The organism is Microbacterium sp. AB, from assembly GCF_032878875.1.
Classification (GTDB): domain Bacteria; phylum Actinomycetota; class Actinomycetes; order Actinomycetales; family Microbacteriaceae; genus Microbacterium; species Microbacterium betulae.
In genome coordinates this window covers 1,936,024-1,960,790 of the sequence record NZ_CP118157.1, presented here as the reverse complement: position 1 = coordinate 1,960,790, position 24,767 = coordinate 1,936,024, and the positions used below count along the sequence as shown (strand labels likewise).

Genomic DNA, 24,767 nt, shown 5'->3' with positions numbered 1-24,767 from the left:
CCGCCGAGCCCGCCGATCGCGGCAGGCTTCCCTCATGGCACGCAAGGACGACCTCGGGCGAGCGGGCGAGGAGCGCGCCGCCCGGTATCTCGCATCGGCCGGGTACGACATCCTCGCCCGCAACTGGCGCTGTCCGGAGGGCGAGATCGACATCGTCGCCCGCCGGGGCGCGCGGCTGGCCGTCGTCGAGGTGAAGACGCGCAGCGGCACGGCGTACGGGCACCCGCTCGAGGCCGTCGACGCCCGCAAGCTCCGCAGGCTCTGGCGGCTCGCCGCGGCGTGGGTGCGCGCCCATCCCGCCGCGGCGGCGGGGAGGTCTCTGCGCGTCGACGCCATCGCCCTCACGGGCCGCGACCCCGAGACGGCGCGGCTGGAGCACCTCGAGGACCTGCGATGAGCGTCGCGCGCACGTGGGCCGTCGCCCTGTCGGGGCTCCGCGGCGACCTCGTCGAGGTCGAGGCCGACGTCACCTCCCACCAGCCGGACTTCAAGATCATCGGCCTCGCCGACAAGGCGCTCGGCGAGGCCGTGCGCCGCGTGAGCAATGCCTGCGAGAACAGCGGTCTCGCCCTGCCGTACCGGCGTCTCACGGTGAATCTCTCGCCGGCGGGCCTCCCCAAGCAGGGGGCGTCCTTCGACGTCGGCATCGCCGTGGCCGCGCTCGCCACCGACGCACGGCTCGATCCCGCGTCGGTCGGCGGCACCGTGCACATCGGCGAGCTCGGGCTGGACGGACGTCTGCGGCCCGTGCCGGGGATCCTGCCCGCCGTGCGGGCGGCCGTCGCGCACGGGCACACGCGCGTCGTCGTCCCCTGGGCGAACCGCGACGAGGCCGCGCTCGTGGCGGGTGCCGACGTGCGCGGGGCGGTGTCGCTCGCGCAGGTCGCCGCGTGGCACGGCGCCGATCTCGAGGCGCCGGACGTCCCGCCCGTGGCCGGCCCGGCCGCGGCGGTCGCCCCCCGGGCGGAGGAGTCGCTCGACCTCGCCGAGATCGTGGGCCAGCGGGAGGCGGTCGACGCGCTCGTGGTCGCCGCCGCAGGCGGACACCACATGCTCATGTCGGGACCGCCGGGTGCGGGCAAGACGATGCTCGCCCGCCGCCTCCCCGGGATCCTCCCTCCCCTCGACGACGAGGCGGCGCTCGAGGTGGCCTCCCTGCGGTCGCTGGCGGGCGAGAGGGTCGTACGCCTGGACCGCCGCCCGCCGTTCGAGGCTCCCCACCACTCCGCCTCGACGGCGGCGCTCGTCGGCGGCGGGTCGAAGGCCGTGAGGCCCGGGGCGATCGCGAGGGCGAGCAGGGGAGTGCTGTTCGTCGACGAGGCCACCGAAGCGGCCTCGTCGACCCTCGACGCCCTGCGTCAGCCGCTCGAGCAGGGGAGGATCGACATCCACAGGGCCGGCTTCAGCGCGCGGTTCCCCGCACGCTTCCAGCTCGTCCTCGCGATGAACCCGTGTCCGTGCGGGGAATACGGCGTGCGGGGCGGCGCGTGCACCTGCTCGGCGCACGTCGTCCGCCGGTACGCGCAGCGGCTGTCGGGACCGCTCCTGGACCGGATCGACATCGACGTCCGGCTGGAGCGCATCGCGAGCATCGCGGCGGCGGAGACGGGGGAGCGCACGACCTCCGCCGAGGCGCGCGTGGCCGTGCTCGCCGCTCGGGAGCGGGCGAGAAGCCGTCTCGAGGGGACGCCCTGGCGGATCAACGCCGAGGTCACGGGGACGTGGCTGCGACAGGGGGCGCAGGCGCCCGACCCCGCTGCGCGCCGGTCCCTCGACGCCGCCCTGCAGCGCGGCCTCCTCACCCTGCGCGGCTACGACCGCGTGCTGCGCGTCGCGTGGACGATCGCCGACCTCGCCGGCCGCGAACGGCCGGACGCGGTCGACGTGGGTCGGGCCCTGTTCTTGAAGAAGGGAGTCTCGGCATGACGCTCGTCGACGTCGCCGACGTCGGCGGGGCGGCTCGGCGGATGTGGCCGCTCGCGAGCGATGCGGAGCGCCGCGCGCTCACCGCGCGTGCGGCGTGGACGGTTCTCGCCGAACCGGGAGACGGCGTGGCCGGCGCGCTCGTCGCGGCGTTCGGCGCGCAGGACGCGCTGCGGATGGTCGAGGAGGGCCTCCGTCCCGACGACGTGCGCGCGGCGGGGCTCCCCGGCCGGAGCCTCGCCCCCGCGCAGGCGCGGTGGCGTCCGCGCCTCGACGGCCGGCTGCTCGGGAAGGCGCTCGGAGACGCGACCCGCGCGGGGCTCTCGCTCCTCACGCCGGACGACCCCGCATGGCCGTCGCAGCTCGACGATCTCGGCGCCCACGCGCCGACGGCGCTGTGGGTGCGCGGCGACGGGAGCGCCCTCGCGCGGCTCGCGCGGTCCGTCGCCATCGTGGGCGCTCGCGCGGCGACGCCGTACGGCGAGCACGTCGCGGCCGAGCTGGCCGCCGAGCTCGCCGACCGGGGCGTCGCCGTCGTCTCGGGTGCGGCCTACGGGATCGACGGCGCGGCGCACCGGGCGGTCCTCGGCAGCGGGGGCCTCACGGTCGCGATGGTCGCCGGCGGCGCGAACGTCGTCTATCCGGCGGGCCACGCGCGTCTGCTCGCCGAGCTGTCCCGCTCGGGAGCGGTGGCCAGCGAGACGGCGCCGGGCGCGACGCCGACGAAATGGCGCTTTCTCCAGCGCAACCGCCTGATCGCCGCGCTCAGCGCAGCGACGGTCGTGGTGGAGGCCGGCGCCCGCAGCGGCACGCTCAACACGGCGGGCCATGCCGCCGCGCTCGGGCGCCCGCTCGGCGCCGTCCCGGGTCCGGTCACGAGCGCCACCTCGGCGGGGTGCCATCGGCTGCTGCGCGAGTACGACGCGCAGTGCGTCACGGGCACCGCGGACGTCCTCGAGCTCATCGGGGAGGCGTCCGCCGACGCCCCCGCGCCCGTCGGCGGCCCGTCGGCGGAGGAGACCCGCGCACGCGACGCGCTGTCGTCGCGCACCCCGCGCACCCTCGACGAGATCTCCCGACGCAGCGGCATGGCGGCGGGCGACGTCCAGGCCGCGCTGGGTCTGCTCGAGCTCTCCGGATCCGTCCGCCGCGTCGCGGACGGCTGGCTGCTGGGCTGACCCGGAGGCGCCCCGACGGGTTCGGCGGCGCGGCGACATGCGTCGAAGCCCGTGAGGATGCACGATCGGAGGATGGAGCTCAGCCGGGCGATCGTATCGTTCACGACGCATCTCGAGGGGGTGCGCCGGCTGTCTCCGGCGACTGTGCGCGCGTACCGGGGCGACCTGGCCGACCTGGCCGCCTCCGTGGGGGACGTCCCGATCGCGCACGTCGATCTCGAGCACCTGCGCGCCTGGCTCTGGCACGCCACGCAGCGCGGAGACGCGCGCTCGACCGTCGCACGCCGCACGTCGACGGTCAGGGCGTTCTTCCGGTGGGCGCGCGACGAGGGACTCGTCGCGCACGATCCCAGCCTGCGCCTCGTCACGCCGAAACGCGGACGTGCGCTTCCTCACGTCGCCACGGCGCCCGCGATCGGCACGCTGCTCGACCGGCTGGCGTCGGCCGCGTCGGAGGGCGACCCGCTCGCCCTGCGCGACCACGCCGCGATCGAGCTGCTGTACGGCGCCGGGATCCGCGTGTCGGAGCTCTGCGGTCTCGACGTCGACGACGTCGATCTCGACCGCGGCACCGTGCGCGTCGTCGGAAAGGGCACGAAGGAGCGCGTCGTCCCGTTCGGCGCCCCCGCGGTCCGCGCCGTCGGCGCATACGCGACACGGGGGCGTCCGTCCCTCGCCGCCCGCTCGGCGGACGCGGGACGCGCGCTCCTCCTCGGCGCACGCGGCCGGCGCCTGGGCGTGCGCTCGGTGTACGACCTCGTCGCGCGGACCGTCGGGCCCGCCATGGGGGTGGAGACCGTGGGCCCGCACGCCCTGCGGCACTCGGCGGCGACGCACCTGCTCGACGGCGGCGCGGATCTGCGCGCGGTGCAGGAGATCCTCGGCCACGCGAGTCTCGGGACCACGCAGATCTACACGCACGTCTCGTCCGAGCGGCTCGCGGCGGCGTACCGGCTCGCGCACCCGCGCGCCTGACGCCGCCCGCCTACCCGCAGCAGGGGAGGAGCACGGCGCGCGGGACGCCGCCGAGCAGGAGCAGCGGGTTGACGTACTCGCCGTCGAGGCGTACGCCGAAGTGCACGGCGCCCCGAGCCGCGTGGCCGCCGGATCCGAGGGCCCCCACCTCCTGCCCCCGGGAGACGGCGTCTCCCGGGGAGAGCTCCGTGACGACCGGCTCGAGCGTCGTGACCAGGCCGTCGCCGTGATCGATCGTGACGAGCGGCCGATCGACGACGACGCCGGCAAAGGCGATCACCCCCGTCGCGGGTGCTCTCAACGGACCGGCGTCGGCGGCGAGGTCGACGCCGCGGTGACCCGCTCCGTAGCGGTGCGGCGGCGCGTCGAACGGCCGGACGATGCGCACGTCCTGCGCCACGGGCCACACCCACGCCTCGGCGGTCTCGATGCGGGCGACGTCGCCGCGGGCGGGCGTGCCGCCCGACGGCGCCGTCGAGGCGCTCGAGACGCAGCAGGCGGCGAGGGCGAGGAGGGCGAGGATCCGTGCGAACCGAGGCATGCGGCCAGCCTGCGCCGACGGACCGCCGCCGTGCGCGGGCGCTCGCGATCCGTGGACCCCGTTCCGCGTGTCGCGGGCCTGTGCACGGAGCGTTCGCTCCGCGGCGGCGGAGGGCCTCCGATCCGCTGTCGCGAGGGGCCGCACGACGAGGAGGTGCGGGCGTTTCCCCTGGTATGCTGATCCTGCGTCCCGTTCACCGGGATGACTACGCGTGCCCGCAGCGACGACGTCCTCGAGACGAAAGTCGTGGCCGCATTCCCCACGGTCCCTCGCCAGAGGGTGGGAGTGCGCCGGTCACCAGGCTCGCCGATCGAGGTGATCGGCGGAAACAACCGCAATGCGCTCCGGCGCCCAGAACAGGAGAGACGACCATGGCCGTCGTTACCATCCGCCAGCTGCTCGACAGCGGCGTGCACTTCGGACACCAGACCCGCCGGTGGAACCCGAAGGTGAAGCGCTTCATCCTCACGGAGCGCAGCGGGATCCACATCATCGACCTGCAGCAGTCGCTCGGCTACATCGACAAGGCCTACGACTTCGTCAAGGAGACGGTCGCCCGCGGCGGCACCGTGCTCTTCGTCGGCACGAAGAAGCAGGCCCAGGAGGTCCTCGCCGAGCAGGCCACGCGCGTCGGCCAGCCCTACGTGAACGAGCGCTGGCTCGGTGGCCTCCTCACCAACTTCGCGACGGTCTCCAAGCGTCTCGCGCGCATGAAGGAGCTCGAGGAGCTCGACTTCGACGACCCCGCCGGCACGGGCTTCACCAAGAAGGAGCTCCTCCTCAAGCGCCGCGAGCTCGACAAGCTCCACAAGTCGCTCGGCGGCATCCGGAACCTCGCCAAGACCCCCTCGGCGCTCTGGGTCGTCGACGCGAAGCGCGAGCACCTGGCGATCGACGAGGCGAAGAAGCTGGGCATCCCCGTCATCGGCATCCTCGACACGAACGTCGACCCCGACGACCTCCAGTACCCGATCCCGGGCAACGACGACGCCATCCGCTCGGTGTCGCTGCTGACGCGCATCATCGCGGACGCCGCGGCCGAGGGCCTGATCCAGCGGCACCAGCCGGCGGACGAGTCGGCGCAGGCCGAGCCGCTCGCCGAGTGGGAGCGCGAGCTGCTCGAGCAGAGCACGACCGACGAGGCCCCCGCGGCCGACGAGGCGCCGGCCGCTGCCGAGACGGCTGAGGCCCCCGCCGAGACTCCTGAGGCTGAGGCCCCCGCCGAGACGGCTGAGGCGGAGGCCACGGCCGAGCCGGCGGAGACGCCTGCCGAGGCCACAGCCGCCGAGTAAGCCCCGGGAGGCGGGCCCTGCCACAGGGCCCGCCTCCGCTCAGATCCACTCGTTCCCACGAACCAAGGAGAGCCAGCACTCATGGCCAACTTCACCATCGCCGACATCAAGGCGCTGCGCGAGCAGCTCGGCACGGGCATGGTCGACACCAAGAAGGCGCTCGAAGAGGCCGACGGCGACGTCGAGAAGGCCGTCGAGATCCTCCGCCTCAAGGGCGCCAAGGGCAACGCGAAGCGGGCCGACCGCGCCGCGAGCGAAGGCCTCGTCGTCGCCCGCGAGAGCGACGGCGCCGCGACGCTTCTCGAGCTCGCCTGCGAGACGGACTTCGTCGCGAAGAACGAGCGCTTCATCGCGCTGGCCGACAGGGTCACCGACGCGGCGGCCGCCGTCGGGGCCGACTCGGTCGAGGCGGCCCTGGCCGCGCAGGCCGGAGACCAGACGGTCGACCGGCTCATCTCCGACGAGGCCGCGATCATCGGCGAGAAGGTCGAGCTGCGTCGCGTGCGCACGCTCGTCGGCGACGCGTTCCAGATCTACCTGCACCGCACGAGCAAGGACCTGCCGCCGCAGGTCGGCGTCGTCGTCGCCTACACGGGCGACGACGCCGAGACGGCGCGCAGCATCGCGCAGCACATCTCGTTCGCGAACCCCTCCTATCTCACGCGCGACGAGGTCCCCGCCGACGTGGTCGAGAAGGAGCGCGAGATCGTCACCGAGATCTCGCGCAACGAGGGCAAGCCCGAGGCCGCTCTGCCGAAGATTGTCGAGGGCCGCCTGGGCGCGTTCTTCAAGCAGGTCGCTCTGCTCGACCAGGACTACGCGAAGGACAACAAGCAGTCGGTCGCGAAGGTCGCGCAGGACGCGGGCATCACGATCACCGGCTTCGCGCGCTTCAAGGTCGGCGCGTAGCGATATGACGAAGGGGGCTCGGATCCGAGGGATCCGGGCCCCCTTTCCCTGCGCGCGGGGCGCGATCGACGTCTCCGCGCCGCCCCAGGGAGCTGCCGCCCTCACCCGGTAGCGTGGATCGGCGACGAGAGGATTGACTGTGAGCGAAGTGACCAAGCGCCGCGTGCTGCTGAAGCTGTCGGGAGAGGCGTTCGGCGGGGGACAGCTGGGCGTGAACCCGGACGTCGTCGGCCAGATCGCGCGGGAGATCGCCGCGGCATCCGACGACGTCGAGGTCGCGGTCGTCGTCGGAGGCGGCAACTTCTTCCGCGGGGCCGAGCTCGCCACGAGCGGGATGGACCGCGCGCGCGCCGACTACATGGGCATGCTGGGCACCGTCATGAACGCGCTCGCGCTGCAGGACTTCCTGGAGCAGGCGGGAGCGGCGACGCGCGTGCAGTCCGCCATCGAGATGCGCCAGGTCGCCGAGCCCTACATCCCGCTGCGCGCCGAGCGCCACCTCGAGAAGGGCCGCGTCGTGATCTTCGGGGCGGGCGCGGGCCTGCCGTACTTCTCCACCGACACCGTCGCGGCCCAGCGCGCCCTGGAGATCCGCGCGACCGAGGTCCTCGTGGCGAAGAACGGCGTCGACGGCGTCTACACCGCGGACCCGCGCGTCGACCCCGACGCGACGCGACTCGACCACGTCACGTACTCCGACGCGCTCGTCAGGGGGCTCAAGGTCGTCGACGCGACGGCGTTCAGCCTCTGCATGGACAACGGCATGAACATGAGGGTGTTCGGCATGGAGCCGTCCGGCAACGTCACGGCCGCCCTCCGCGGAGAGATCATCGGGACGCTCGTGACGTCGTGACGTCGTCGGGAGCGCGGCGCCGCTCCCAGTAGACTTCTCTGAGCACCACCGACGAATGGAGTCACCGTGATCGCGGACGTTCTGGCCGATGCCACTTCCCGGATGGACCGGGCCGTCGAGGCGGCGAAGGAGGACTTCGCCACCGTGCGCACGGGACGCGCGAACCCGCAGCTCTTCCAGCGCATCCTCGTCGACTACTACGGCACGCCCACGCCGCTGCAGCAGCTCGCGTCGCTGGCGAACCCCGAGGCGCGCACGCTCATCGTCACCCCGTACGACAAGTCGGCGCTGAAGGCCATCGAGGACGCGATCCGCGAGATGCCGAACCTCGGAGCCAACCCCACGAACGACGGCAACCTCGTGCGCATCACCCTGCCCGAGCTCACGCAGGAGCGGCGCAAGGAGTACGTCAAGATTGTCCGCACCAAGGGCGAGGACGCCAAGGTCCGCCTGCGCGGCATCCGCCGTCAGGTCAAGGACGACCTCGAGGCGCTGCGCGAGGAGATCGGCGAGGACGACATCGTCCGCGGCGAGAAGGAGCTCGACGCGCTCACCAAGGCGCATGTCGAGAAGATCGACGAGGCGCTGAAGCACAAAGAGGCCGAGCTCCTCGAGGTCTGAGAGATCCTCTATGACGGACGTTCCCGAAGGGGAGGACGCGGCCCCGAAGACTCCCCGGCCCGACGAGGGCTCGTTCCAGGGGCGGATGAACGCGGCGCGCGGTGAGCTCGAGAGCCAGGTCGCGCACGCCCGGGTGCAGTTCGACGAGACGAACGAGCGCCTCAAACAGCGCACGGGACGCGACCTGATCGCGGCGATCGCCGTCGGCGTGGGCGCCGGGGCGATCGCGCTCGTGTCCCTCCTGTTCGTGAAGTCGCTCTTCACCGTCATCGCGCTGCTCGTGTCGGTGTTCGGCGTCCACGAGCTCTGGCGTGCGCTGCGCGGAGGCGGGCGCAGGGTCGACCTCGTCCCGCAGCTCGTCGCGGTCGTCCTCATCCTCTCGGCCGGCTACGTCGCCGATCTGGCGTTGCACTGGGTGGCCGTCTTCGCCTCGATCGCCCTCATCGTCGTCTGGCGGCTTCTCGCGCAGATGGCGGCGCAGGACGCGCGCGCGCACCGCGAGGTGTTCGCGGACGCCGTCGTCGGCGCCTTCGTCCCGCTCTACGTGCCCTTCCTCGCGAGCCTCGCCCTCGTGCTGCTGCGCCAGGACGGCGGCCAGTGGTGGATCCTCGCCTTCCTCATCGTCGTCGTGGTGTCCGACACGGCCGCCTACGCGTCGGGTCTCGCCTTCGGGAGGCACCCGATGGCCCCGAGGATCAGTCCCAAGAAGACCTGGGAGGGCTTCGCGGGAGCGGCGGCCGCCGCCCTCGCCGCCGGTGCCCTGCTCGCGCAGTTCATGCTCGGCCTGCCGTGGTGGTCGGGCCTGATCTTCGGCGCGGTCATCCTCCTCACGGCGACGGTGGGCGACCTCGGCGAGTCGATGATCAAACGCGACCTCGGCATCAAGGACATGTCGTCGGCGCTTCCCGGCCACGGCGGGGTGCTCGACCGCCTGGACAGCATGCTGCCGTCCGCGGTCGCCGCCCTCGCCCTGTACTTCCTCCTCTCACCTCTGGCGGTACCGTGACAGACACCCGGACGACCCCCCTTCCGTTCCCGCTCGCGACAGGTCGCGAGAAGGGCTACGAGCGCGAGGCGGTCGACCGTCTCCTCGCGGAGGCGCGCTCCGCCTTCGAGCAGCAGGACGAGGGCGCGTCGTTCGACGCGGACCGCGTGCGTGCGGCGTCGTTCGCGTTGACGCGCGGCGGATACCGCATCGATGCGGTCGACGCCGCGCTCGCGCGCGTGGAGGACGCCTTCGCGGCGCGCGAGCGTGAGCAGGCCATCGCGGCGACCGGGCCGGAGGCCTGGGTCTCCCGCGCGCGCGCCGACGCCCAGACCCTGCTCGACCGGCTCACCCGGCCGGAGGGGCAGCGCTTCGATCGCGTCGGGTTCCTCCGCTTCGGATACGCCCGCGTGGAGGTCGAAATCGTCGCCGACCGGCTGGTCGGCTTCCTCGCGAGGGGCGAGGCGCTGTCGGTCGAGCAGATCCGACAGAGCGCCTTCCGGATGACGCGGAACGGCTACCGCGAGGAGCAGGTCGACGCCGTGCTCGACGCCGCGGTCGACGTGCTGCTGGCCGTGCGCTGAGGGCGCGGTGCGCCGAAGATGTCACATTCGCATAACACACGCTAGGCTGATCCCACTGTGACTTCCGGACCCGACGAGACCCGAGCCCTCACGCGCCGCGAGGCGCGCGCCATCGCCGCCCAGCACGCCGCGCTCACGCAGGCGACAGCGCCGAGGCCGACGCGTCGTCGGCGTGTCATGTCGCTGTTCGCCGGCCTCGCGGCGTTCGGCCTGCTGGGCGGAACGCTCGTGACGACGGGCGCCTCGGTCGCGCAGGCGGAGCAGGACCAGGCGGTGTCGTCCTTCGCCAGCGCCGCCGACGAGGCGCAGGTGTACATCGCGGCCGCCGACCTCGCGCACGCCGGGACCCTCGAGTTCGGCTCGTACGAGGCGTACGTGAAGCCGACGCCGACCCCCACGCCCACCCCGGCGCCGGCGGAGGTGCCGGAGGAAGGCACCGAGACGGAGACCGAGACCTGGACGCCTCAGTTCGTGGCGCCCGACCCCGGCACCGCGCAGGCGGTGGCGTACGAGATGGTCGCCGCTCGAGGCTGGGGCGAGAGCGAGTTCTCCTGCCTCGTGGCGCTGTGGAACCGCGAGTCGGGCTGGAACGTCAACGCCTACAACGCCTCGAGCGGCGCGTACGGTATCCCCCAGTCGCTGCCGGGAAGCAAGATGGCGAGCCACGGCGCGGACTGGCAGACGAACCCGGCGACCCAGATCGCGTGGGGGCTCGACTACATCGCGGGCCGCTATGCCACGCCGTGCGGCGCGTGGGGGCATTCCGAGTCGGTCGGCTGGTATTGAGCCGTGCCGCGGTCGAACCGACGGCGGCGCGACGACCCCGGTGACGCGTCTCTCGACCGCCTCATCTCCGGATGGCGGCGCATCGAGGTCAGGCGCGGCCGCGATTGGTCTGTCCAGCCGATGGCCGCCGGGCGCTCGGAGAAGACCTACACGTGCCCCGGATGCGGCGCTCCGATCGAGGCCGGCGCGGCGCACGTCGTCGTCTGGCGCGAGGACGGGGTGCTCGGTCCGCAGGCCGACCTCGCCGCACGCCGTCATTGGCACGCCCACTGCTGGAATCTCGCCTGAGGAGGCCGCCCGTGCCGGAGATCCGTGGAGCCGTCGAACTGCCGGCACGCCGTGAGGACATCGAGCTGCGGACGGAGGACGGCCTGACGCTCGTCGGCGAGCTCGCGCTGCCGCTCGAGCACGAACCCGTCGCGACGCTCGTGACCCTGCACCCGCTGCCGACGGCGGGAGGGTTCATGGACTCCCACATCATCCGCAAGGCGGCGGCGCGACTGCCCGCTCTCGCCGATCTCGCCGTGCTGCGCTTCAACACGCGCGGCACGTCCTCCCCGCGCGGGACGAGCGAGGGCGTCTTCGGCGACGGCGTGGCCGAGGCCGCCGACGTCGCCGCCGCGATGGCCCTCGTCGAGGAGCGCTCCCTTCCACATCCGTGGCTCCTCGGATGGTCGTTCGGGACCGAGCTCGTCCTGAAGCACGGCCGGCGCTTCCCCGTCGACGGCGCCATCCTGCTCTCGCCGCCGTTGCGAAGGGCGACGGACGACGATCTGCGGGCGTGGGCCGGCGATCCCCGTCCGCTCGTCGCGCTCGTCCCGGAGTTCGACGACTACCTGCGTCCCGCCGAGGCCGCGGAGCGGTTCTCGCTCATCCCGCATCTGCGTCAGATCGACGTCGAGGACGGCAAGCACCTCTGGGTGGGGGAGAAGCAGACCTCGCGCGTGCTGGACGAGATCGTCGGGATCGTCAACCCCGCTGCGACGCCGCTGCCGACGCGATGGCCCGACGCGGACTCCTGATCACCGCGCGTTCATGCGCGGGATGAGCACCTGCCGGTAGATGATGAGGATGCTCGCGGCGACCGGGATCGCGATGAGCGCCCCCAGGAGCCCCAGCAGCGCGCCCCCGGCGAGGGCCGCCACGACGACGACCCCTCCCGGGATCGACACGGCGCGGCTCATGATGCGCGGCGACAGCACGTACGCCTCGATCTGCATGTACACGAGGTAGTAGATCGCGGCGATGATCGCCGTGGTGGGGGAGCCGAGGCCCGGGATGAGGCACACGAGCGCGATGATCGTGGAGCCCGAGACGGTGCCCACGAGCGGGATCATCGAGCCGAGGAAGGCCACGACCGCGAGCACGGCGGGGAAGGGGGCGTCGATGATCGTGAGGAACACGGCGCTCAGCACGCCGTTGATCGCGGCGAGGGTGACCTGCCCCATGACGTAGTGGCCCACGGACTCCGAGATCTGCTCGGCGATGTGCGTGAAGCGCTCGCGCTTCGACGCCGGCACCATGCGGTAGAGCGCCGACTTGAGGGTGGGCGTGGACGCCGTGAGGTAGATCGTGAGGATGAGGACGATGAACGCGCCGAAGAGGCCCTGGACGACGCCGAACGCGCTGCCGAGGACGCCCTGGCCGATCGTGTCGAAGTTGGACGAGACCCAATCGTTCGCGAAGTCGAGGACGGCGTCGATCTCGAGGGTGGGGAACGTCGCCAGCGACCACTCCCGCAGGTCGTCGAAGAACGTGCCGCCGTTGACGAGCACGGTGATCTGGCGGACCAGCTCGCTGATCTGGTCCACGAGGACGGGGAGGATGATCAGCACGATGCCCGCGAAGAGGCTCAGCACGGCGAGGATGGCCACGGTCACGGCGAGCCAGCGGGGGAGGCGACGACGCTCGAGCCACGACACCACGGGATCGAGGCCGAGGGAGATGAACAGGGCCGTGCCCACGTAGAGGAGGATCGTCGAGATCGACTGCAGCCCCTCCAGGATCAGGATGCCCAGTCCGACGCCCAGCGTCGCCACGAGAGCGAGCCGGAACGGGTTGTGAATCTTCATCTGCGTCCTTCGCCTGCCGGGCCGCCGTGCGGCGCGTGCCCTCTCGCCACAGGATAGGGGGCGTGCGCGGCCCCGGCCGTGAGCGACCTGCTCCTGGCCGCCTTTCAGTTCGGTTCGGTACTCTGAGCAGTCGGATGTCGAGACCCGCTGTCCTCCCGCGGGTCGGCGAGGAGTCAATTCGTGCGTTTCGTGTGGGCAGTACTGGCCTTTGTGCTGGCGGCGGCGTCTTTCGGGGCCGGTCTCGCTCAGCGCACCGTCTTCCTGGGGCCGGACTCCGAACAGGAGACGGTCGCCGTCGACGAGGACCTGCCGTACACGGTGATCGACGCCGACGCGTTGTCGCTGCATCCGGGGACCCAGACGCTGCGGATCGCGGGAGACGGCGCGCTGTACACGGCGTACGGCCGGACGGCCGACGTCGAGGCGTGGCTCTCGGACCAGTCGTACAACAGGGTGAGCGCCGGAGAGGACGGCGCGCTCGACACCACGGTGGTGGAGCCCACCGCCGAGGCCACGGACGGCACGGACGGCCGCGACCCGGCCGGATCGGATCTGTGGATCGAGGAGCAGACGGCCGAGGACGAGCTCGTGCGCCAGGAGCAGCTGCCCGAGGGGATGAGCATGCTCGTGGCCGTCGACGGATCGGCTCCCGCGCCGTCCGACATCTCGCTCGTGTGGCCGCTCGACCAGAAGACGCCCTGGTTCGGGCCGCTCATGGTGCTCGGCGGCGTCTTCCTCGCCGCGGGCATCGTGCTGTACATCCTCGCCGTCCGGCACACGCGCCGCAGGCGCGGTCCGCTGCGCAAGGGGCCGGCGCTCCCCCCGGCCGATCCCGCGGGCGACGACCCCGCCGAGGACGCCTCGGAGAAGGGCGTCATCTCCGCCTCGCGTCGCAGCAGAGGGAGACGCGCGCTCGTCGCCGTGCCCGCCGTCGTGCTGTCCGCCGGGCTGCTCGCCGGCTGCACGGCCGATTCGTGGCCCGAGCTCGGCGCCCAGCAGACCGAGACGCCCACGCCGACGCCGACGGCCACCGCCGCGCCCGATCAGAAGCCCTCCTCGCTCACCGAGGCTCAGGCCGACCGCATCATCGCCGAGATCTCGGAGACCGTCGGGGCCGCCGACGAGGCTCTCGACGCGGACCTCGCGGCCCAGCGCCTGACGGGGCTGGCGCTCCGGACGCGCGAGGTGAACTACCAGCTGCGCGCGGAGATCGAGTACCCGGCCCCCGCCGCCATCCCCTCCGCCCCGGCCACGATCGTGCTGCCGCAGGCCGTGGAGGGATGGCCGCGCACGGCCCTGCTCATCGTCGCCGACGAGGAGGACTCGACGGTCGCCCCCACGGTCATGGCCATGACGCAGGACGACCCGTGGTCGGCGTACCGCGTGAGCTACCTCGCGAGCCTGGAGGCCGCGGCCGAGACGCCGCAGCTCGCGCCGGTCTGGCTCGGCGCCGCTCTCGTCGCGCCCGACTCGCCGTTCCTCGCGCTCGCCCCGGACGACGTGCCGGCCGCCTACGCCGACCTGATGGGCAACGGCGACGCGAGCGAGTACGCCGACCTCTTCGACACGTCCAACGACGGCTTCCTGTCCGCCGTGGCCGAGAACCGGCAGGCGACGATCGACGCGTTCAACGAGACCGGCGCGGAGACCGGAACGATCGAGTACGCTCAGGGCCCCGGCGACACCGCGCCCGTCGCGCTCGCCACGCTCGACAGCGGGGCGATCATCGCCGTCGGCATCGAGGAGACCGTCACCGTCCGCCCGACGGACGAGGACGCGGTCATCAGGTTCGGCGACAGCGCCGACCTCGCGTTCCTCACGGGCGAGACGGAGTCGGCCACCGGCGTGCAGACCACGTACACCGACCAGCTCTTCTTCTTCGTCCCCGCGCAGGGGTCGGCCGAGAAGATCCGTCTGCTCGGCTACTCGTCGGCCATCCAGGCCGCCGAGCTGCTCCCGGAGCCGGAGGACGCCGGCGACGCGGAGCCGGAAGGCGAATAGGCTCGACCACATCCCCCAACGTCCCGTCTTCCCGGAAGGTGATCCATGAGTGACGTCGCCCCCGGTGCCGTGCTGCGCGGCGCCGTCGACCTGTCAGCGCTGAAGAACCGGCCCGCCGCCCCGGCGCCCGCATCCGACGGGGACGCCCCCGTCTCGGGAGCGCCGAGCCTCGTGTTCGACGTGACGGACGCGAGCTTCGGCCAGGTGCTGGAGCTCTCGAAGCAGGTGCCCGTGGTCGTGGACCTCTGGGCAGAGTGGTGCGGTCCGTGCAAGCAGCTGAGCCCGATCCTCGAGAAGGTGGTCGTCGAGCTCGGCGGCCGTCTCGTCCTCGCGAAGGTCGACGTCGACGCCAACCCGCAGCTGTCACAGGCGTTCCGCGCGCAGTCGATCCCGATGGTCGTCGCGCTCGTGGCGGGCCAGCCCGTCCCGCTGTTCACGGGAGCCGTGCCCGAGGAGCAGGTGCGCCAGGTCTTCGCGCAGCTGCTCGAGCTGGCCGCCCAGAACGGCGTGACGGGGCGCGTCCCCGTCGAGGGCGAGGACGAGCCGGCCGACGCGCCGGAGGAGCCGCCGCTGCCGCCGCTGCACCAGGAGGCGTTCGACGCGATCGAGTCCGGCGACTACGCCCGGGCGATCGTCGCGTACGAGAAGGCGCTCAAGGAGAACCCGCGCGACGAGGAGGCCCAGGCCGGGCTCGCGCAGGTGCGGCTGCTGGACCGCGTGCAGGGCGTCGACCTCGCCGCCGCGCGGGCGACGGCCGCCGACGCGCCCGCGGACGTCGCGGCGCAGCTCGTGGTGGCCGACCTCGACGTCGTCGGAGGACACGTGGACGACGCGTTCGACCGCCTTCTCGACCTCTTCCAGCGCCTGCCGTCCGATGCCCGCGGACCGGTGCAGGAGCGTCTCGTGGAGCTCTTCGGCGTCGTCGGCGTGACCGACGCGCGCGTCGTCCGCGCGAGGGGCCGTCTGACCTCCCTGCTGTTCTGACCCGTGGCCGTCTACCTCGACCACGCCGCGACGACGCCGCTGCGCCCGGAGGCGCGCGACGCCTGGCTGGCGGCGAGCGAGGTGGTGGGCAATGCGTCGTCCGTGCACGGCGCGGGGCAGCAGGCCAGGCGCCTCCTGGAGGACGCGAGGGAGCGGTTTGCCGCCGTCATCGGCTGTCAGCCCGTCGAGGTCGTCTTCACGTCGGGCGGAACGGAGTCGATCAACCTCGCCCTCAAGGGACTGTGGTGGGGGCGCGAGCCGTCGTCGGACGTGGTCGTCCTGCCGGACGGGGAGCATCATGCGACGCTCGAGGCCGTCCAGTGGCTCCAGGAGCGTGACGCGGCACGCATCCGGCCGGTGCGCCTCGACCCCTTCGCGCGCATCCCGCCGGACGGCTTCGCCTCGGCCGTGGCGGGTCCGGGCGTCGCGCTGGCGACGGCGCTCGTGGCGAGCAACGAGGCCGGCACCGTGCAGGACGTCGCGGGCCTCGCCGCGGCCGCGGCCGCGGCGGGCGTGCCGCTGCACCTCGACGCCGTCTCGGCGTTCGGCCAACTCCCTGTCCGCTTCCGCGGCTGGCGCGGCGACGCGGCGGGGGCGACGGGTCTCGTCGCGCTCAGCGTGTCCGGGCACAAGGTGGGCGCGCCCGTCGGCACCGGCGCCCTCGTTGTCTCGCGCGACGCGCGGATGACTCCGCTGCTCCACGGCGGCGGGCAGCAGCGGTCGCTGCGCGCGGGCACCCAGGACATCGCCGGAGCCGCCGCGCTCTCCGTCGCGGCCGAGCAGGCGGAGCGGGAGCGGGACGCCGAGTCGGCTCGGCTGGGCGAGCTGCGGCAGCGGATCGTGGACGGGATCCGGGCGCGTGTCCCCGAGGCCGTCCTGCTGGGGCATCCGGAGGACCGCCTGGCGGGCAACGTCCATCTCCTCCTGCCGGGCGCCGAGGGCGAGTCGCTGCTCTTCCTCCTCGACGTCGCGGGGATCTCGGTCTCGACCGGCTCCGCCTGCCAGGCCGGGGTCTCCGAGCCCTCCCACGTCGTGATGGCGATGGGATACGACGAGCGGGCCGCTCGTCAGGTGCTGCGCATCACGCTCGGCCGCACGTCCTCCGAGGCGGACGTCGCCGCGCTCCTCGACGTGCTTCCCGCGGCCTATCGCCAGGTCGCCCGGCCCGGCGGCGACGCGTCGCCCGGCGCCCGATCGCACGAGCGCTCGTAGACTGACCACATGCGTGTTCTGGCGGCGATGAGCGGCGGGGTCGACTCCGCGGTGGCGGCGGCGCGCGCCGTCGAGGCGGGCCACGACGTCGTCGGCGTGCATCTCGCGCTCTCGCGCGCGGGCGGCACGCTGCGCACGGGCAGCCGCGGCTGCTGCACGATCGAGGACGCGATGGACGCCCGGCGGGTCGCCGACCGGCTCGGGATCCCGTTCTACGTGTGGGACTTCTCCGAGCGGTTCCGCGACGACGTCATCGACGACTTCCTGAACGAGTACCGGGCCGGTCGCACCCCCAACCCGTGCATGCGGTGCAACGAGAGGATCAAGTTCGCCGCGCTGCTCGACCGCGCGATCGAGCTGGGCTTCGACGCCGTCTGCACCGGGCACTACGCGCTCCTGCGGGAGGGACCCCGCGGGAGGGAGCTCCACCGCTCGAGCGAGGAGGCGAAGGACCAGTCGTACGTGCTCGGCGTCCTGACGGCCGAGCAGCTCGCGCACACGTACTTCCCGCTCGGCGAGACGCCGTCCAAGTCCCTCGTGCGGGCGGAGGCGGAGGCGCGCGGCTTCACGGTCGCGTCCAAGCCGGACAGCTACGACATCTGCTTCATCCCCGACGGCGACACGCGCGGCTATCTGGCCGAGAAGGTGGGCGCCGCCGCGGGAGACGTCGTCGACCGGTCGGGCGCCGTCGTGGGCTCTCACGACGGCGCACACGCCTTCACGGTCGGACAGCGCCGCGGACTGCGGCTCGGCGTCCCCGCCGCCGACGGGAAGCCGAGGTTCGTGCTGGAGGTCCGGCCCGTCACGAACACCGTCGTCGTGGGCCCCAAGGAGGCGCTCGCCGTCGCCGAGGTCGCGGGGGCGCGGTTCACATGGGCCGGCGCCGCGCCGGCGTCGCCCGAGGAGCCGTTCGCATGCGACGTGCAGATCCGCGCGCACGCCGACCCGGTTCCCGCGACCGCCGTGGTGCGCGGCGGCGACCTCGTCGTGACGCCCGACGAGCCGCTCGACGGCGTCGCGCCGGGGCAGACGGCCGTCATCTACGACGGCACGCGCGTGATCGGCCAGTGCACGATCGACCGCACCGCGAGCGCCGTGCCCGTCTCCGTCTGACCCGGGCCGCGGCTCCCTCACGCACGTCCCGTCCGCGGCGCACGAGGGCACAGCGCTCTGACGCGCCCGGGAATGTCGGCCGCGGTTTCTAGACTGAGGGCGTGACAGACCGCGAACCGGATCTTCCCGACCTGACGCTCGACGAGGCGCGCACCGAGGCCTCCGCGCTGACGGAGCGGATCCTGAGCGCGCGCGACGCCTACTACGGCGAGGACGCGGTGCTCGTCGACGACGCCACCTACGACGGCTGGCTGCAGCGGCTCGAGGCGATCGAACGGCGTCACCCGGAGCTGCAGGGACAGGACTCGCCGACTCTCACGGTCGGGGCCGCGGCGGCGACGATGCTCGCGCCCGTCGCGCACGCCGAGCGCATGCTCAGCCTCGACAACGTGTTCTCCCTCGAAGAGCTCTCCGAGTGGTGCGCGAAGACGGAGGCCTCGGCCGGACGTCCCGTCCGCTGGCTCACGGAGCTCAAGATCGACGGTCTCGCCATCGCCCTGCGCTACGAGGACGGCGTGCTCACCTCGGCCGCGACGCGCGGCGACGGCCGCGTCGGCGAGGACGTCACGGTCAACGCGCTGCAGGTCGCCGGCATCCCGGAGCGTCTCAGCGGCACGGGGCATCCCGCCCTGTTCGAGGTCCGCGGCGAGGTCTTCATCCCGGTCGCCGCGTTCGAGGCGCTCAACGCGCTGCAGTCCCGGCTGCGGGAGAGGATCGTCGCGGACGCCGCGGCGAAGCCGGGCTTCGACGAGGAGCGGGTGCGCAAGAGCGCCGACCGTCGCTTCCCGGCCTTCGCGAACCCGCGCAACGCCGCGAGCGGCGGGCTCCGTCAGCAGCTCGAGAAGAAGAACGGCCTCGAGCTCGAGGCCGGGCTCGCGAGGCTCGACGCGCTGCGCCTCTACGTGCACGGGGTCGGCGCGTGGCCCGATCCTCCCGTCTCCGCGCAGAGCGAGATCTACGGGCTCCTGGCGGAGTGGGGCCTGCCGACGAGCCCGTATCTGCGGACCTTCGACGACGCGGACGGCGCCCTGTCCTTCGTGGAGGACTACGGCGAGAACCGTCACTCCGTCGAGCACGAGATCGACGGCATCGTCATCAAGGTCGACGAGCTCGCACTGCACGACGAGCTGGGCGCGACCAGCCGCGCGCCGCGCTGGGCGATCGCGTACAAGTACCCGCCCGAGCAGGTCAACACGACGCTCGTGGACATCGTCGTCTCGGTGGGGCGGACCGGGCGTGCGACGCCGTACGCCATCATGGCGCCCGTGCTCGTGGCCGGCAGCGTCGTCCGCCAGGCGACGCTCCACAACCAGGACGTGGTGAAGGCCAAGGGGGTGCTCATCGGCGACACCGTGGTGCTGCGCAAGGCCGGAGACGTGATCCCGGAGGTGCTCGGGCCCGTGGTCGACCTGCGCGACGGCACGGAGCGGGCCTTCGCGATGCCGGACGCCTGCCCGGAGTGCGGCACGCCGTTGCGCCCCATGAAGGAGGGCGACATCGATCTGCGCTGCCCGAACGCGAAGGACTGCCCCGCGCAGGTGAGGGGGCGCGTGGAGCACATCGGCTCGCGGGGAGCCCTCGACATCGAGGCGCTCGGCGAGGTGACCGCCGCCGCCCTGACGCAGCCGGAGGTGCCCGCCGACCCGCCCCTGCACACGGAGGCCGGCCTGTTCGATCTCACGATCGACGAGCTCGTGCCGATCGAGGTCGTCGTCCGCGACGCGGAGACGGGGGAGAGGCGCGTCGACGAGACGACGGGGGAGTTCGTGCGACGGTCCCCGTTCCAGCGCCGCGAGCTCGCCTACCCGCCGGGGTGGGAGAACGCGACGCCGTCCGAGCGGCGGGCGGCTGGCGTCCGCAAGGACCACCTCGTCCTGCATCCGTCGGCGCAGGCGGAGAAGCTGCTGGAGGAGCTCGAGAAGGCGAAGACGAAGGAGCTGTGGCGTCTGCTCGTCGCGCTCAACATCCGGCATGTCGGCCCCGTCGCCGCTCGGGCCCTCGCCGGGTGGTTCGGGTCGCTCGAGGCGATCCGCTCGGCCACGCGCGAGGAGCTCGCCGCCGTGGACGGCGTGGGCGGCATCATCGCGGATGCGGTCCTGGACTGGTTCGAGGTCGACTGGCACCGCGACATCGTCGAGCAGTGGACCGCGGCGGGAGTGCGCTTCCACACCCCCGGACATCCCGGTCCCGGCGCGGCGGCGGCCGAGGGGGGCGTGCTCTCGGGCATCACGGTGGTCGCGACGGGGACGCTGGAGGGCTACACGCGGGAGGGAGCGCAGGAGGCGATCATCCGGGCGGGCGGCAAGGCGGCATCGAGCGTGAGCAAGAAGACCGACTTCGTCGCCGCGGGGCCCGGCGCCGGATCGAAGCTCGCGAAGGCGGAGCAGCTGGGGGTGCGGATCCTCGACGCCGCCCAGTTCCATGCGCTCGTGACGGAGGGGCCGGAGTCCCTGGAAGCGTGACGCGCCGGGACGCGTCCGCCGTCTCGTGCCATGATCGACGGATGGTTCGCGCGGGGTCGGGGGGATTGTCGAGCAACGACGTCCGGGAGCACAACCTCGGTCTCGTGCTCTCGCATCTGGACCGCGCGGGGGCGGCTGCGCGCAGCGAGCTCGCCGAGGCGACCGGCCTCACCTCCGGTGCGATCACGCTGCTCGTCTCGGAGCTGATCGCCGCGGGGCTGGTCAGGTCCGTGCCCGTCTCCGACGCCCGGACCGGCGGAAAGGGCGTCGGTCGCCCGCGCGAGCGGCTCGAGATCGACGGGCGGGCCTTCGCGCTCGTGGGCGTGCAGTTCGTCGTCGACGAGGTGCTCGTCTCGGCGGTGGACCTCGCCGGGCGCCCGCTGCGGCGCGAGGCGCACGCGGTGCGGACCCCCTACGGGGACCCGGAGGCTCTCGTCGCCCAGCTGGACGCCCTGATCGACGGGGTCGTGACGGGGCTGCGGGCGGAGGACGTGCTGCCCATGCGGCTCGTGGTGGTCGTGCCGGCACCCGTCGTCCGCGGCTCGGAGATGATCCCCGTCGCGATCGACCTGGGGTGGACCGACGTCGATCTCGGCGGCCTGCTGCGGCGACGGGGGCGGACGTTTCCCCTGGGCGTCCACGTCGTGAACGACGCGAACTCCGCGGCGTACGCCGAGTTCGCCGAGCTGCAGGCGCGCGGCGGCGTGTCCGACATGCTCTACCTGAAGTCCGACACGGGGATCGGAGGCGGTGCGATCGTGGCGGGGGAGATCCTCTCGGGCTCCGACGGCGTCGCGTTCGAGCCGGGGCACATGGTCGTCGTGCCCGACGGAGCCCCCTGCGCCTGCGGGAAGCGAGGATGCCTCGTCACCGTCGCCGGCCCGGACGTCGTGCTCGTCCGGGCCGGCCTCGAGGCCTATCGGCTGGAGCACGGCCTGCCGCGCGCTCTTGCAGAGCTCACCCGCCGGTACCGGCGGGGCGACGGCGCGGCGGTCGTCGCGCTCGACGCTGCTCTGTCCTGGATCCGGCTGGCGCTCGTGAACTGCATCGTCGTGCTGCAGCCGCGGTTCGTCGTCGTCGGCGGGTACCTGTCGGACCTCGTCGAGGAGCTGCGCCCCCTGCCGCTGTCGCCGCCGTCCACAGGGGGCGCCGCCTCCGACGACGCCGAGGCCGGGGTCCTGTCCGCCGCGCACGGGCTGTACTCGGGCGTGGACGGCGCTCTGCTCCACGATCGCCGGGAGCTTCTCCGCGCTCCCGGCTCCCTCTCCGTCGAGGGAATCGCACCGACGGCGTGATTGGAATACTTCAACCCTTGAGATAAAAGCCCTGACGCGATTATCCTGGGGCTCGACGGCGAGGCGCCGCCCCAGATGCTCAAGGAGGAGCGATTTCACAGACCCGGGACGAATCGGATCGCGGCGAGCACGAGGACGCACGGACCCGTCCGTCGCCCGCGGCCGGGGACGCGATCGACCCCGCCACCCTCACCAGCACGGTCCCCGTCGCAGGCGGGGCACGACGACGGCTGGTGGTGTCGCTGCTGTTCTCGAACGTGTTCCTCTTCGCGACGTACGCCGCCGTGATCGCGATCCTCCTGCCGCAGCAGATGGCGGAGCTCGACGAGGCGAACAAGGTGACCAACCTCGCGATCGTCACGGGGACGTCGTCGTTCTTCACGCTCTTCGCCCAGCCGATCGTCGGCGCGCTCTCCGACCGCACCCGCTCGCGCTGGGGGCGGCGCACTCCCTGGCTCGTCGTCGGCGGTGCCGGGGGAGGAGTGCTCACGGTCGTCCTGCAGTTCGCCCCCAGCGTGCTCTGGGTGACGGTCGTGTGGGTCACGGCGCAGGTCCTGCTCAACGCCTTCCAGGGGCCGCTGTCGGCGGTCATCGCCGACCGGGTCGACCGCGGAGGCCGTGCGACGGCCTCCGCCTTCGCCGGCGCCGGAACCGCCGTCGGCGGCACGGTCGGCGTCGTCGTGGCCGGGCAGCTGCTGAGCCGGCTGGGGCTCGCCTACGGGATCTTCGGCGCGGGCATCGTCGTGGCCTCTCTCCTGTTCGTGCTCGTCAACCGCGACGGCGACTCCCGGTCGCTCCCCGTCGGCCGCTTCAGCTGGGTCTCCTTCGCCAAGGGGTTCTGGGTGAGTCCTCGTAGGCACCCCGACTACGCGTGGGCGTTCGCGGGCCGCTTCGTGATGGTGCTCGGCTACCAGGGCGTGCAGGCGTATCAGTTCTACATCCTCACGGACCACCTGGCGCTCGACCCGGTGGAGGCGGGCGGCGTCGCGGGCCTGCTCGCACTGTGCTCCATGGTGACGCTCGTGATCGGCACGCTGGTCTTCGGCCGGCTGTCGGACAAGCTCGGTCGTCGCAAGGTCTTCGTGTTCACGGCGAGCGTCGTGATGGCCCTGGGCATCGCCATCCCCCTCTTCGTCCCCACCGTGCCGGCCATGGTCGCGTACTCGCTCGTCGTCGGCCTCGGATACGGCGCCTACTCGGCCGTCGACGTCGCGCTCATGATCGACGTGCTGCCGTCGCAGGGTGACGCGGGCAAGGATCTCGGCGTGCTGAACGTGGCGACGAACATCCCGCAGGCGCTCACGCCCGTCGTGGCCGCGATCCTGCTGTCCGTGTTCGCGGGCAACTACGCGTCGATCTTCGGCTTCGCGGCGCTCATGGTCGTGCTGTCGTCGCTGCTCGTCTTCCCCATCAGATCCGTGCGTTGAGAGGTACCGTCATGACCCCTGCCGAGCATTCGTTTTCCACAGCCGACCCCACGGCCGCGCCTCCGGAGGCCGCGACGGCGTCCGGACGCGTCGGCGGCCTGTCGAGGGGGGCGACGGCGGCCTTCCTCGGCATCCCGTTCGCCGCCGCACCCACCGGCCGGCGCCGCTTCCTCGCGCCGCAGCGTCCCGCGCCCTGGGACGGCACCCGGATCTGCGACCGTTTCGGTCCGACGCCGCAACGCCGCCCGTTCGGGCCCGTCACGACGATTCCCGAGCCGTCCATCCCGGGTGACGACACCCTGAGCGTCAACGTCTTCACCCCGGCGCCGGGGGACGTCCGCGCGGGCCTGCCCGTCTTCGTCTGGGTGCACGGCGGGGGCTACTTCGCCGGATCGCCGGCCAGTCCCTGGTACGACGGCTCGGCGTTCGCCCGCGACGGCGTCGTGGTCGTGACGCTGTCGTACCGTCTCGGCTTCGACGGGTTCGGGTGGATCGAGGGGGCTCCGCTCAACCGCGGCGTCCTGGACCAGATCGCGGCGCTGGAGTGGGTGCAGGAGAACATCCGCTCCTTCGGCGGCGACCCCGCGCGGGTCACGATCGGCGGGCAGTCGGCGGGCGGCGGGAGCGTGCTGGCCCTCCTCGCCTCGCCGAAGGCGGAGGGCCTGTTCGCGGGCGCGATCTCCCACTCGGGTGCCCCGGGACGCACGACCGTCCCCGAGGCGGAGGCCGTCGGCCGCGGCTTCGCCCGCGCACTCGGCATCGCCCCGACCCTGGAGGCGTGGCGGAGCGTCGACGAGGACACCGTGCTCGACCACGAGCGCAAGCACAACCGCCTCGACGACGGTACCGGCGACGGGTCCCCCGCAGCGGTGCTGGCCGGCATCGTGCGAGAGCCGCTGTCGACCGGGCTCGCGTTCGCACCCGTGGCGGATGGCGAGATCGTGGTGGCGGTCGACGAGGCGATCACGGCCGGCGCGGGCTCCGAGGTGAGCCTGCTGCTCGGCGCCACGCGCAACGAGTTCGCGTTCCCGCAGGACGTGTCGGCTGACGACGTCGTCGCGGCGGCTCGCGCGGCCGGGGTGGGCGAGGCGGGGGTCGATCGATTCCGCGCCGAGACCGCGACCGTCGGCGAACAGTACGCGGGCAGCCAGCTGCGCGTCGCGCGGATGTTCCGCGGACCCGCCGTCCACGTCGCGCGCACGCGCGCGGCGGCCGGTGCCGGATCGATCACCTGGCTGTACGACTTCGCCCGCCATTCCCCGGTCGACGGCCTGTCCGCGCACTGCCACGACCTGCCGTTCGCATGGGATCTGCTCGCGGCCGACGGCGTGTCGCGCGTGCTCGGCGACGAGCCGCCGCAGGCGCTCGCCGACGCGATGCACGCCGACTGGGTCGCCTTCGTCGCGACCGGACGCGCGGACTGGACGCCTGCGGCGGACGCGCCGCGCGGGGCACGCGTGTACGACCGCGATCCCGTCTTCGATCCCGAGGCGTACGCCTTCGAGGCGGATCTCCTCGAGGAGCGGCGGTGACGCGGAGCGGCGGCGCGCGCGG

At 73.0% G+C, this 24,767-nt stretch carries 23 protein-coding genes; 21 read left to right on the top strand and 2 right to left on the bottom strand.

What is annotated here, in order from left to right:
* The first annotated feature begins 34 nt into the window (after nt 1-34).
* From N8K70_RS09225 to N8K70_RS09210, 4 genes are all read left to right on the top strand, one after another.
* Complete coding sequence (locus N8K70_RS09225; protein WP_317138056.1) at nt 35-397, top strand: YraN family protein; 363 nt, start codon at nt 35-37, stop codon at nt 395-397.
* Nucleotides 394-1,926: a YifB family Mg chelatase-like AAA ATPase gene (locus N8K70_RS09220; protein WP_317138055.1), complete on the top strand. Its 1,533-nt coding sequence runs from the start codon at nt 394-396 to the stop codon at nt 1,924-1,926. Before N8K70_RS09225 ends, N8K70_RS09220 begins: the two co-directional genes overlap by 4 nt.
* The gene (dprA, locus tag N8K70_RS09215; protein ID WP_317138054.1) at nt 1,923-3,101 is read left to right on the top strand and encodes a DNA-processing protein DprA; all 1,179 of its coding nucleotides are present in this window, start codon (nt 1,923-1,925) and stop codon (nt 3,099-3,101) included. Before N8K70_RS09220 ends, dprA begins: the two co-directional genes overlap by 4 nt.
* Before the next feature lie 72 nt (nt 3,102-3,173).
* A complete protein-coding gene (locus tag N8K70_RS09210) occupies nt 3,174-4,076 on the top strand; it encodes a tyrosine recombinase XerC (RefSeq protein ID WP_317138053.1) in 903 nt (300 codons plus the stop codon).
* Nucleotides 4,077-4,086: 10 nt separating this feature from the next.
* Here the strand turns inward: N8K70_RS09210 and N8K70_RS09205 are convergent, their stop codons facing one another.
* Nucleotides 4,087-4,617: a murein hydrolase activator EnvC family protein gene (locus N8K70_RS09205; RefSeq protein ID WP_317138052.1), complete on the bottom strand. Its 531-nt coding sequence runs from the start codon at nt 4,615-4,617 to the stop codon at nt 4,087-4,089.
* A 371-nt stretch (nt 4,618-4,988) separates the two neighbouring features.
* On the opposite strand from N8K70_RS09205, the gene rpsB reads away from it, so the two are divergent.
* The 9 genes from rpsB to N8K70_RS09160 all read left to right on the top strand — a co-directional run bounded on the left by rpsB (nt 4,989) and on the right by N8K70_RS09160 (nt 11,669).
* Nucleotides 4,989-5,909, top strand: coding sequence for a 30S ribosomal protein S2 (rpsB, locus tag N8K70_RS09200; RefSeq protein ID WP_317138051.1), 921 nt, complete (start codon nt 4,989-4,991; stop codon nt 5,907-5,909).
* A gap of 81 nt (nt 5,910-5,990) precedes the next feature.
* A complete protein-coding gene (gene tsf / locus N8K70_RS09195; RefSeq protein WP_317138050.1) occupies nt 5,991-6,818 on the top strand; it encodes a translation elongation factor Ts in 828 nt (275 codons plus the stop codon).
* A 139-nt stretch (nt 6,819-6,957) separates the two neighbouring features.
* A complete protein-coding gene (gene pyrH, locus N8K70_RS09190) occupies nt 6,958-7,671 on the top strand; it encodes a UMP kinase (protein WP_317138049.1) in 714 nt (237 codons plus the stop codon).
* Nucleotides 7,672-7,737: 66 nt separating this feature from the next.
* A complete protein-coding gene (frr, locus tag N8K70_RS09185) occupies nt 7,738-8,292 on the top strand; it encodes a ribosome recycling factor (protein ID WP_317138048.1) in 555 nt (184 codons plus the stop codon).
* A gap of 10 nt (nt 8,293-8,302) precedes the next feature.
* Nucleotides 8,303-9,298 carry a phosphatidate cytidylyltransferase gene (locus N8K70_RS09180; RefSeq protein ID WP_317138047.1) on the top strand — a complete coding sequence of 332 codons (996 nt, stop codon included), beginning with the start codon at nt 8,303-8,305 and terminating at the stop codon, nt 9,296-9,298.
* Nucleotides 9,295-9,861 (top strand): DivIVA domain-containing protein, encoded by a 567-nt coding sequence (locus tag N8K70_RS09175; RefSeq protein WP_317138046.1) that lies wholly within the window; start codon nt 9,295-9,297, stop codon nt 9,859-9,861. Before N8K70_RS09180 ends, N8K70_RS09175 begins: the two co-directional genes overlap by 4 nt.
* A 57-nt stretch (nt 9,862-9,918) precedes the next feature.
* Nucleotides 9,919-10,647: an aggregation-promoting factor C-terminal-like domain-containing protein gene (locus N8K70_RS09170; protein WP_317138045.1), complete on the top strand. Its 729-nt coding sequence runs from the start codon at nt 9,919-9,921 to the stop codon at nt 10,645-10,647.
* Between the two features lie 3 nt (nt 10,648-10,650).
* Entirely contained in the window at nt 10,651-10,935 is a 285-nt protein-coding gene (locus N8K70_RS09165; protein WP_317138044.1) for a hypothetical protein, read from the top strand.
* An 11-nt stretch (nt 10,936-10,946) separates the two neighbouring features.
* Nucleotides 10,947-11,669: an alpha/beta hydrolase gene (locus tag N8K70_RS09160; RefSeq protein WP_317138043.1), complete on the top strand. Its 723-nt coding sequence runs from the start codon at nt 10,947-10,949 to the stop codon at nt 11,667-11,669.
* Here N8K70_RS09160 and N8K70_RS09155 read toward each other — a convergent pair whose 3' ends face one another.
* Nucleotides 11,670-12,719, bottom strand: a complete 1,050-nt coding sequence (locus tag N8K70_RS09155; protein WP_317138042.1) for an AI-2E family transporter — start codon at nt 12,717-12,719, stop codon at nt 11,670-11,672.
* 180 nt (nt 12,720-12,899) lie between these two features.
* Between N8K70_RS09155 and N8K70_RS09150 the strand changes: the two genes are divergently transcribed.
* From N8K70_RS09150 to N8K70_RS09115, 8 genes are all read left to right on the top strand, one after another.
* The gene (locus N8K70_RS09150) at nt 12,900-14,720 is read left to right on the top strand and encodes a glycosyl transferase (protein ID WP_317138041.1); all 1,821 of its coding nucleotides are present in this window, start codon (nt 12,900-12,902) and stop codon (nt 14,718-14,720) included.
* Nucleotides 14,721-14,765: 45 nt separating this feature from the next.
* Nucleotides 14,766-15,704 (top strand): tetratricopeptide repeat protein, encoded by a 939-nt coding sequence (locus tag N8K70_RS09145; protein ID WP_317138040.1) that lies wholly within the window; start codon nt 14,766-14,768, stop codon nt 15,702-15,704.
* A gap of 3 nt (nt 15,705-15,707) precedes the next feature.
* Entirely contained in the window at nt 15,708-16,916 is a 1,209-nt protein-coding gene (locus N8K70_RS09140) for a cysteine desulfurase family protein (protein ID WP_317138039.1), read from the top strand.
* 9 nt (nt 16,917-16,925) lie between these two features.
* Complete coding sequence (mnmA, locus tag N8K70_RS09135; RefSeq protein WP_317138038.1) at nt 16,926-18,029, top strand: tRNA 2-thiouridine(34) synthase MnmA; 1,104 nt, start codon at nt 16,926-16,928, stop codon at nt 18,027-18,029.
* A gap of 101 nt (nt 18,030-18,130) precedes the next feature.
* A complete protein-coding gene (gene ligA / locus N8K70_RS09130; protein WP_317138037.1) occupies nt 18,131-20,491 on the top strand; it encodes an NAD-dependent DNA ligase LigA in 2,361 nt (786 codons plus the stop codon).
* Between the two features lie 65 nt (nt 20,492-20,556).
* Nucleotides 20,557-21,786 (top strand): ROK family transcriptional regulator, encoded by a 1,230-nt coding sequence (locus N8K70_RS09125; RefSeq protein ID WP_317138036.1) that lies wholly within the window; start codon nt 20,557-20,559, stop codon nt 21,784-21,786.
* 233 nt (nt 21,787-22,019) lie between these two features.
* Nucleotides 22,020-23,213 carry an MFS transporter gene (locus tag N8K70_RS09120; protein ID WP_317138035.1) on the top strand — a complete coding sequence of 398 codons (1,194 nt, stop codon included), beginning with the start codon at nt 22,020-22,022 and terminating at the stop codon, nt 23,211-23,213.
* A gap of 11 nt (nt 23,214-23,224) precedes the next feature.
* A complete protein-coding gene (locus N8K70_RS09115) occupies nt 23,225-24,745 on the top strand; it encodes a carboxylesterase/lipase family protein (RefSeq protein ID WP_317138034.1) in 1,521 nt (506 codons plus the stop codon).
* The last annotated feature ends 22 nt before the right edge of the window (nt 24,746-24,767 follow it).

Bases quoted from the DNA above. Each gene is read 5' to 3' on its own strand.
- rpsB (WP_317138051.1), top strand. From the start codon at position 4,989: ATGGCCGTCGTTACCATCCGCCAGCTGCTCGACAGCGGCGTGCACTTC.
- N8K70_RS09115 (WP_317138034.1), top strand. From the start codon at position 23,225: ATGACCCCTGCCGAGCATTCGTTTTCCACAGCCGACCCCACGGCCGCG.
- mnmA (WP_317138038.1), top strand. From the start codon at position 16,926: ATGCGTGTTCTGGCGGCGATGAGCGGCGGGGTCGACTCCGCGGTGGCG.
- tsf (WP_317138050.1), top strand. From the start codon at position 5,991: ATGGCCAACTTCACCATCGCCGACATCAAGGCGCTGCGCGAGCAGCTC.
- dprA (WP_317138054.1), top strand. From the start codon at position 1,923: ATGACGCTCGTCGACGTCGCCGACGTCGGCGGGGCGGCTCGGCGGATG.
- N8K70_RS09220 (WP_317138055.1), top strand. From the start codon at position 394: ATGAGCGTCGCGCGCACGTGGGCCGTCGCCCTGTCGGGGCTCCGCGGC.
- N8K70_RS09205 (WP_317138052.1), bottom strand. From the start codon at position 4,617: ATGCCTCGGTTCGCACGGATCCTCGCCCTCCTCGCCCTCGCCGCCTGC.
- N8K70_RS09180 (WP_317138047.1), top strand. From the start codon at position 8,303: ATGACGGACGTTCCCGAAGGGGAGGACGCGGCCCCGAAGACTCCCCGG.
- N8K70_RS09210 (WP_317138053.1), top strand. From the start codon at position 3,174: ATGGAGCTCAGCCGGGCGATCGTATCGTTCACGACGCATCTCGAGGGG.
- N8K70_RS09155 (WP_317138042.1), bottom strand. From the start codon at position 12,719: ATGAAGATTCACAACCCGTTCCGGCTCGCTCTCGTGGCGACGCTGGGC.
- N8K70_RS09225 (WP_317138056.1), top strand. From the start codon at position 35: ATGGCACGCAAGGACGACCTCGGGCGAGCGGGCGAGGAGCGCGCCGCC.
- N8K70_RS09145 (WP_317138040.1), top strand. From the start codon at position 14,766: ATGAGTGACGTCGCCCCCGGTGCCGTGCTGCGCGGCGCCGTCGACCTG.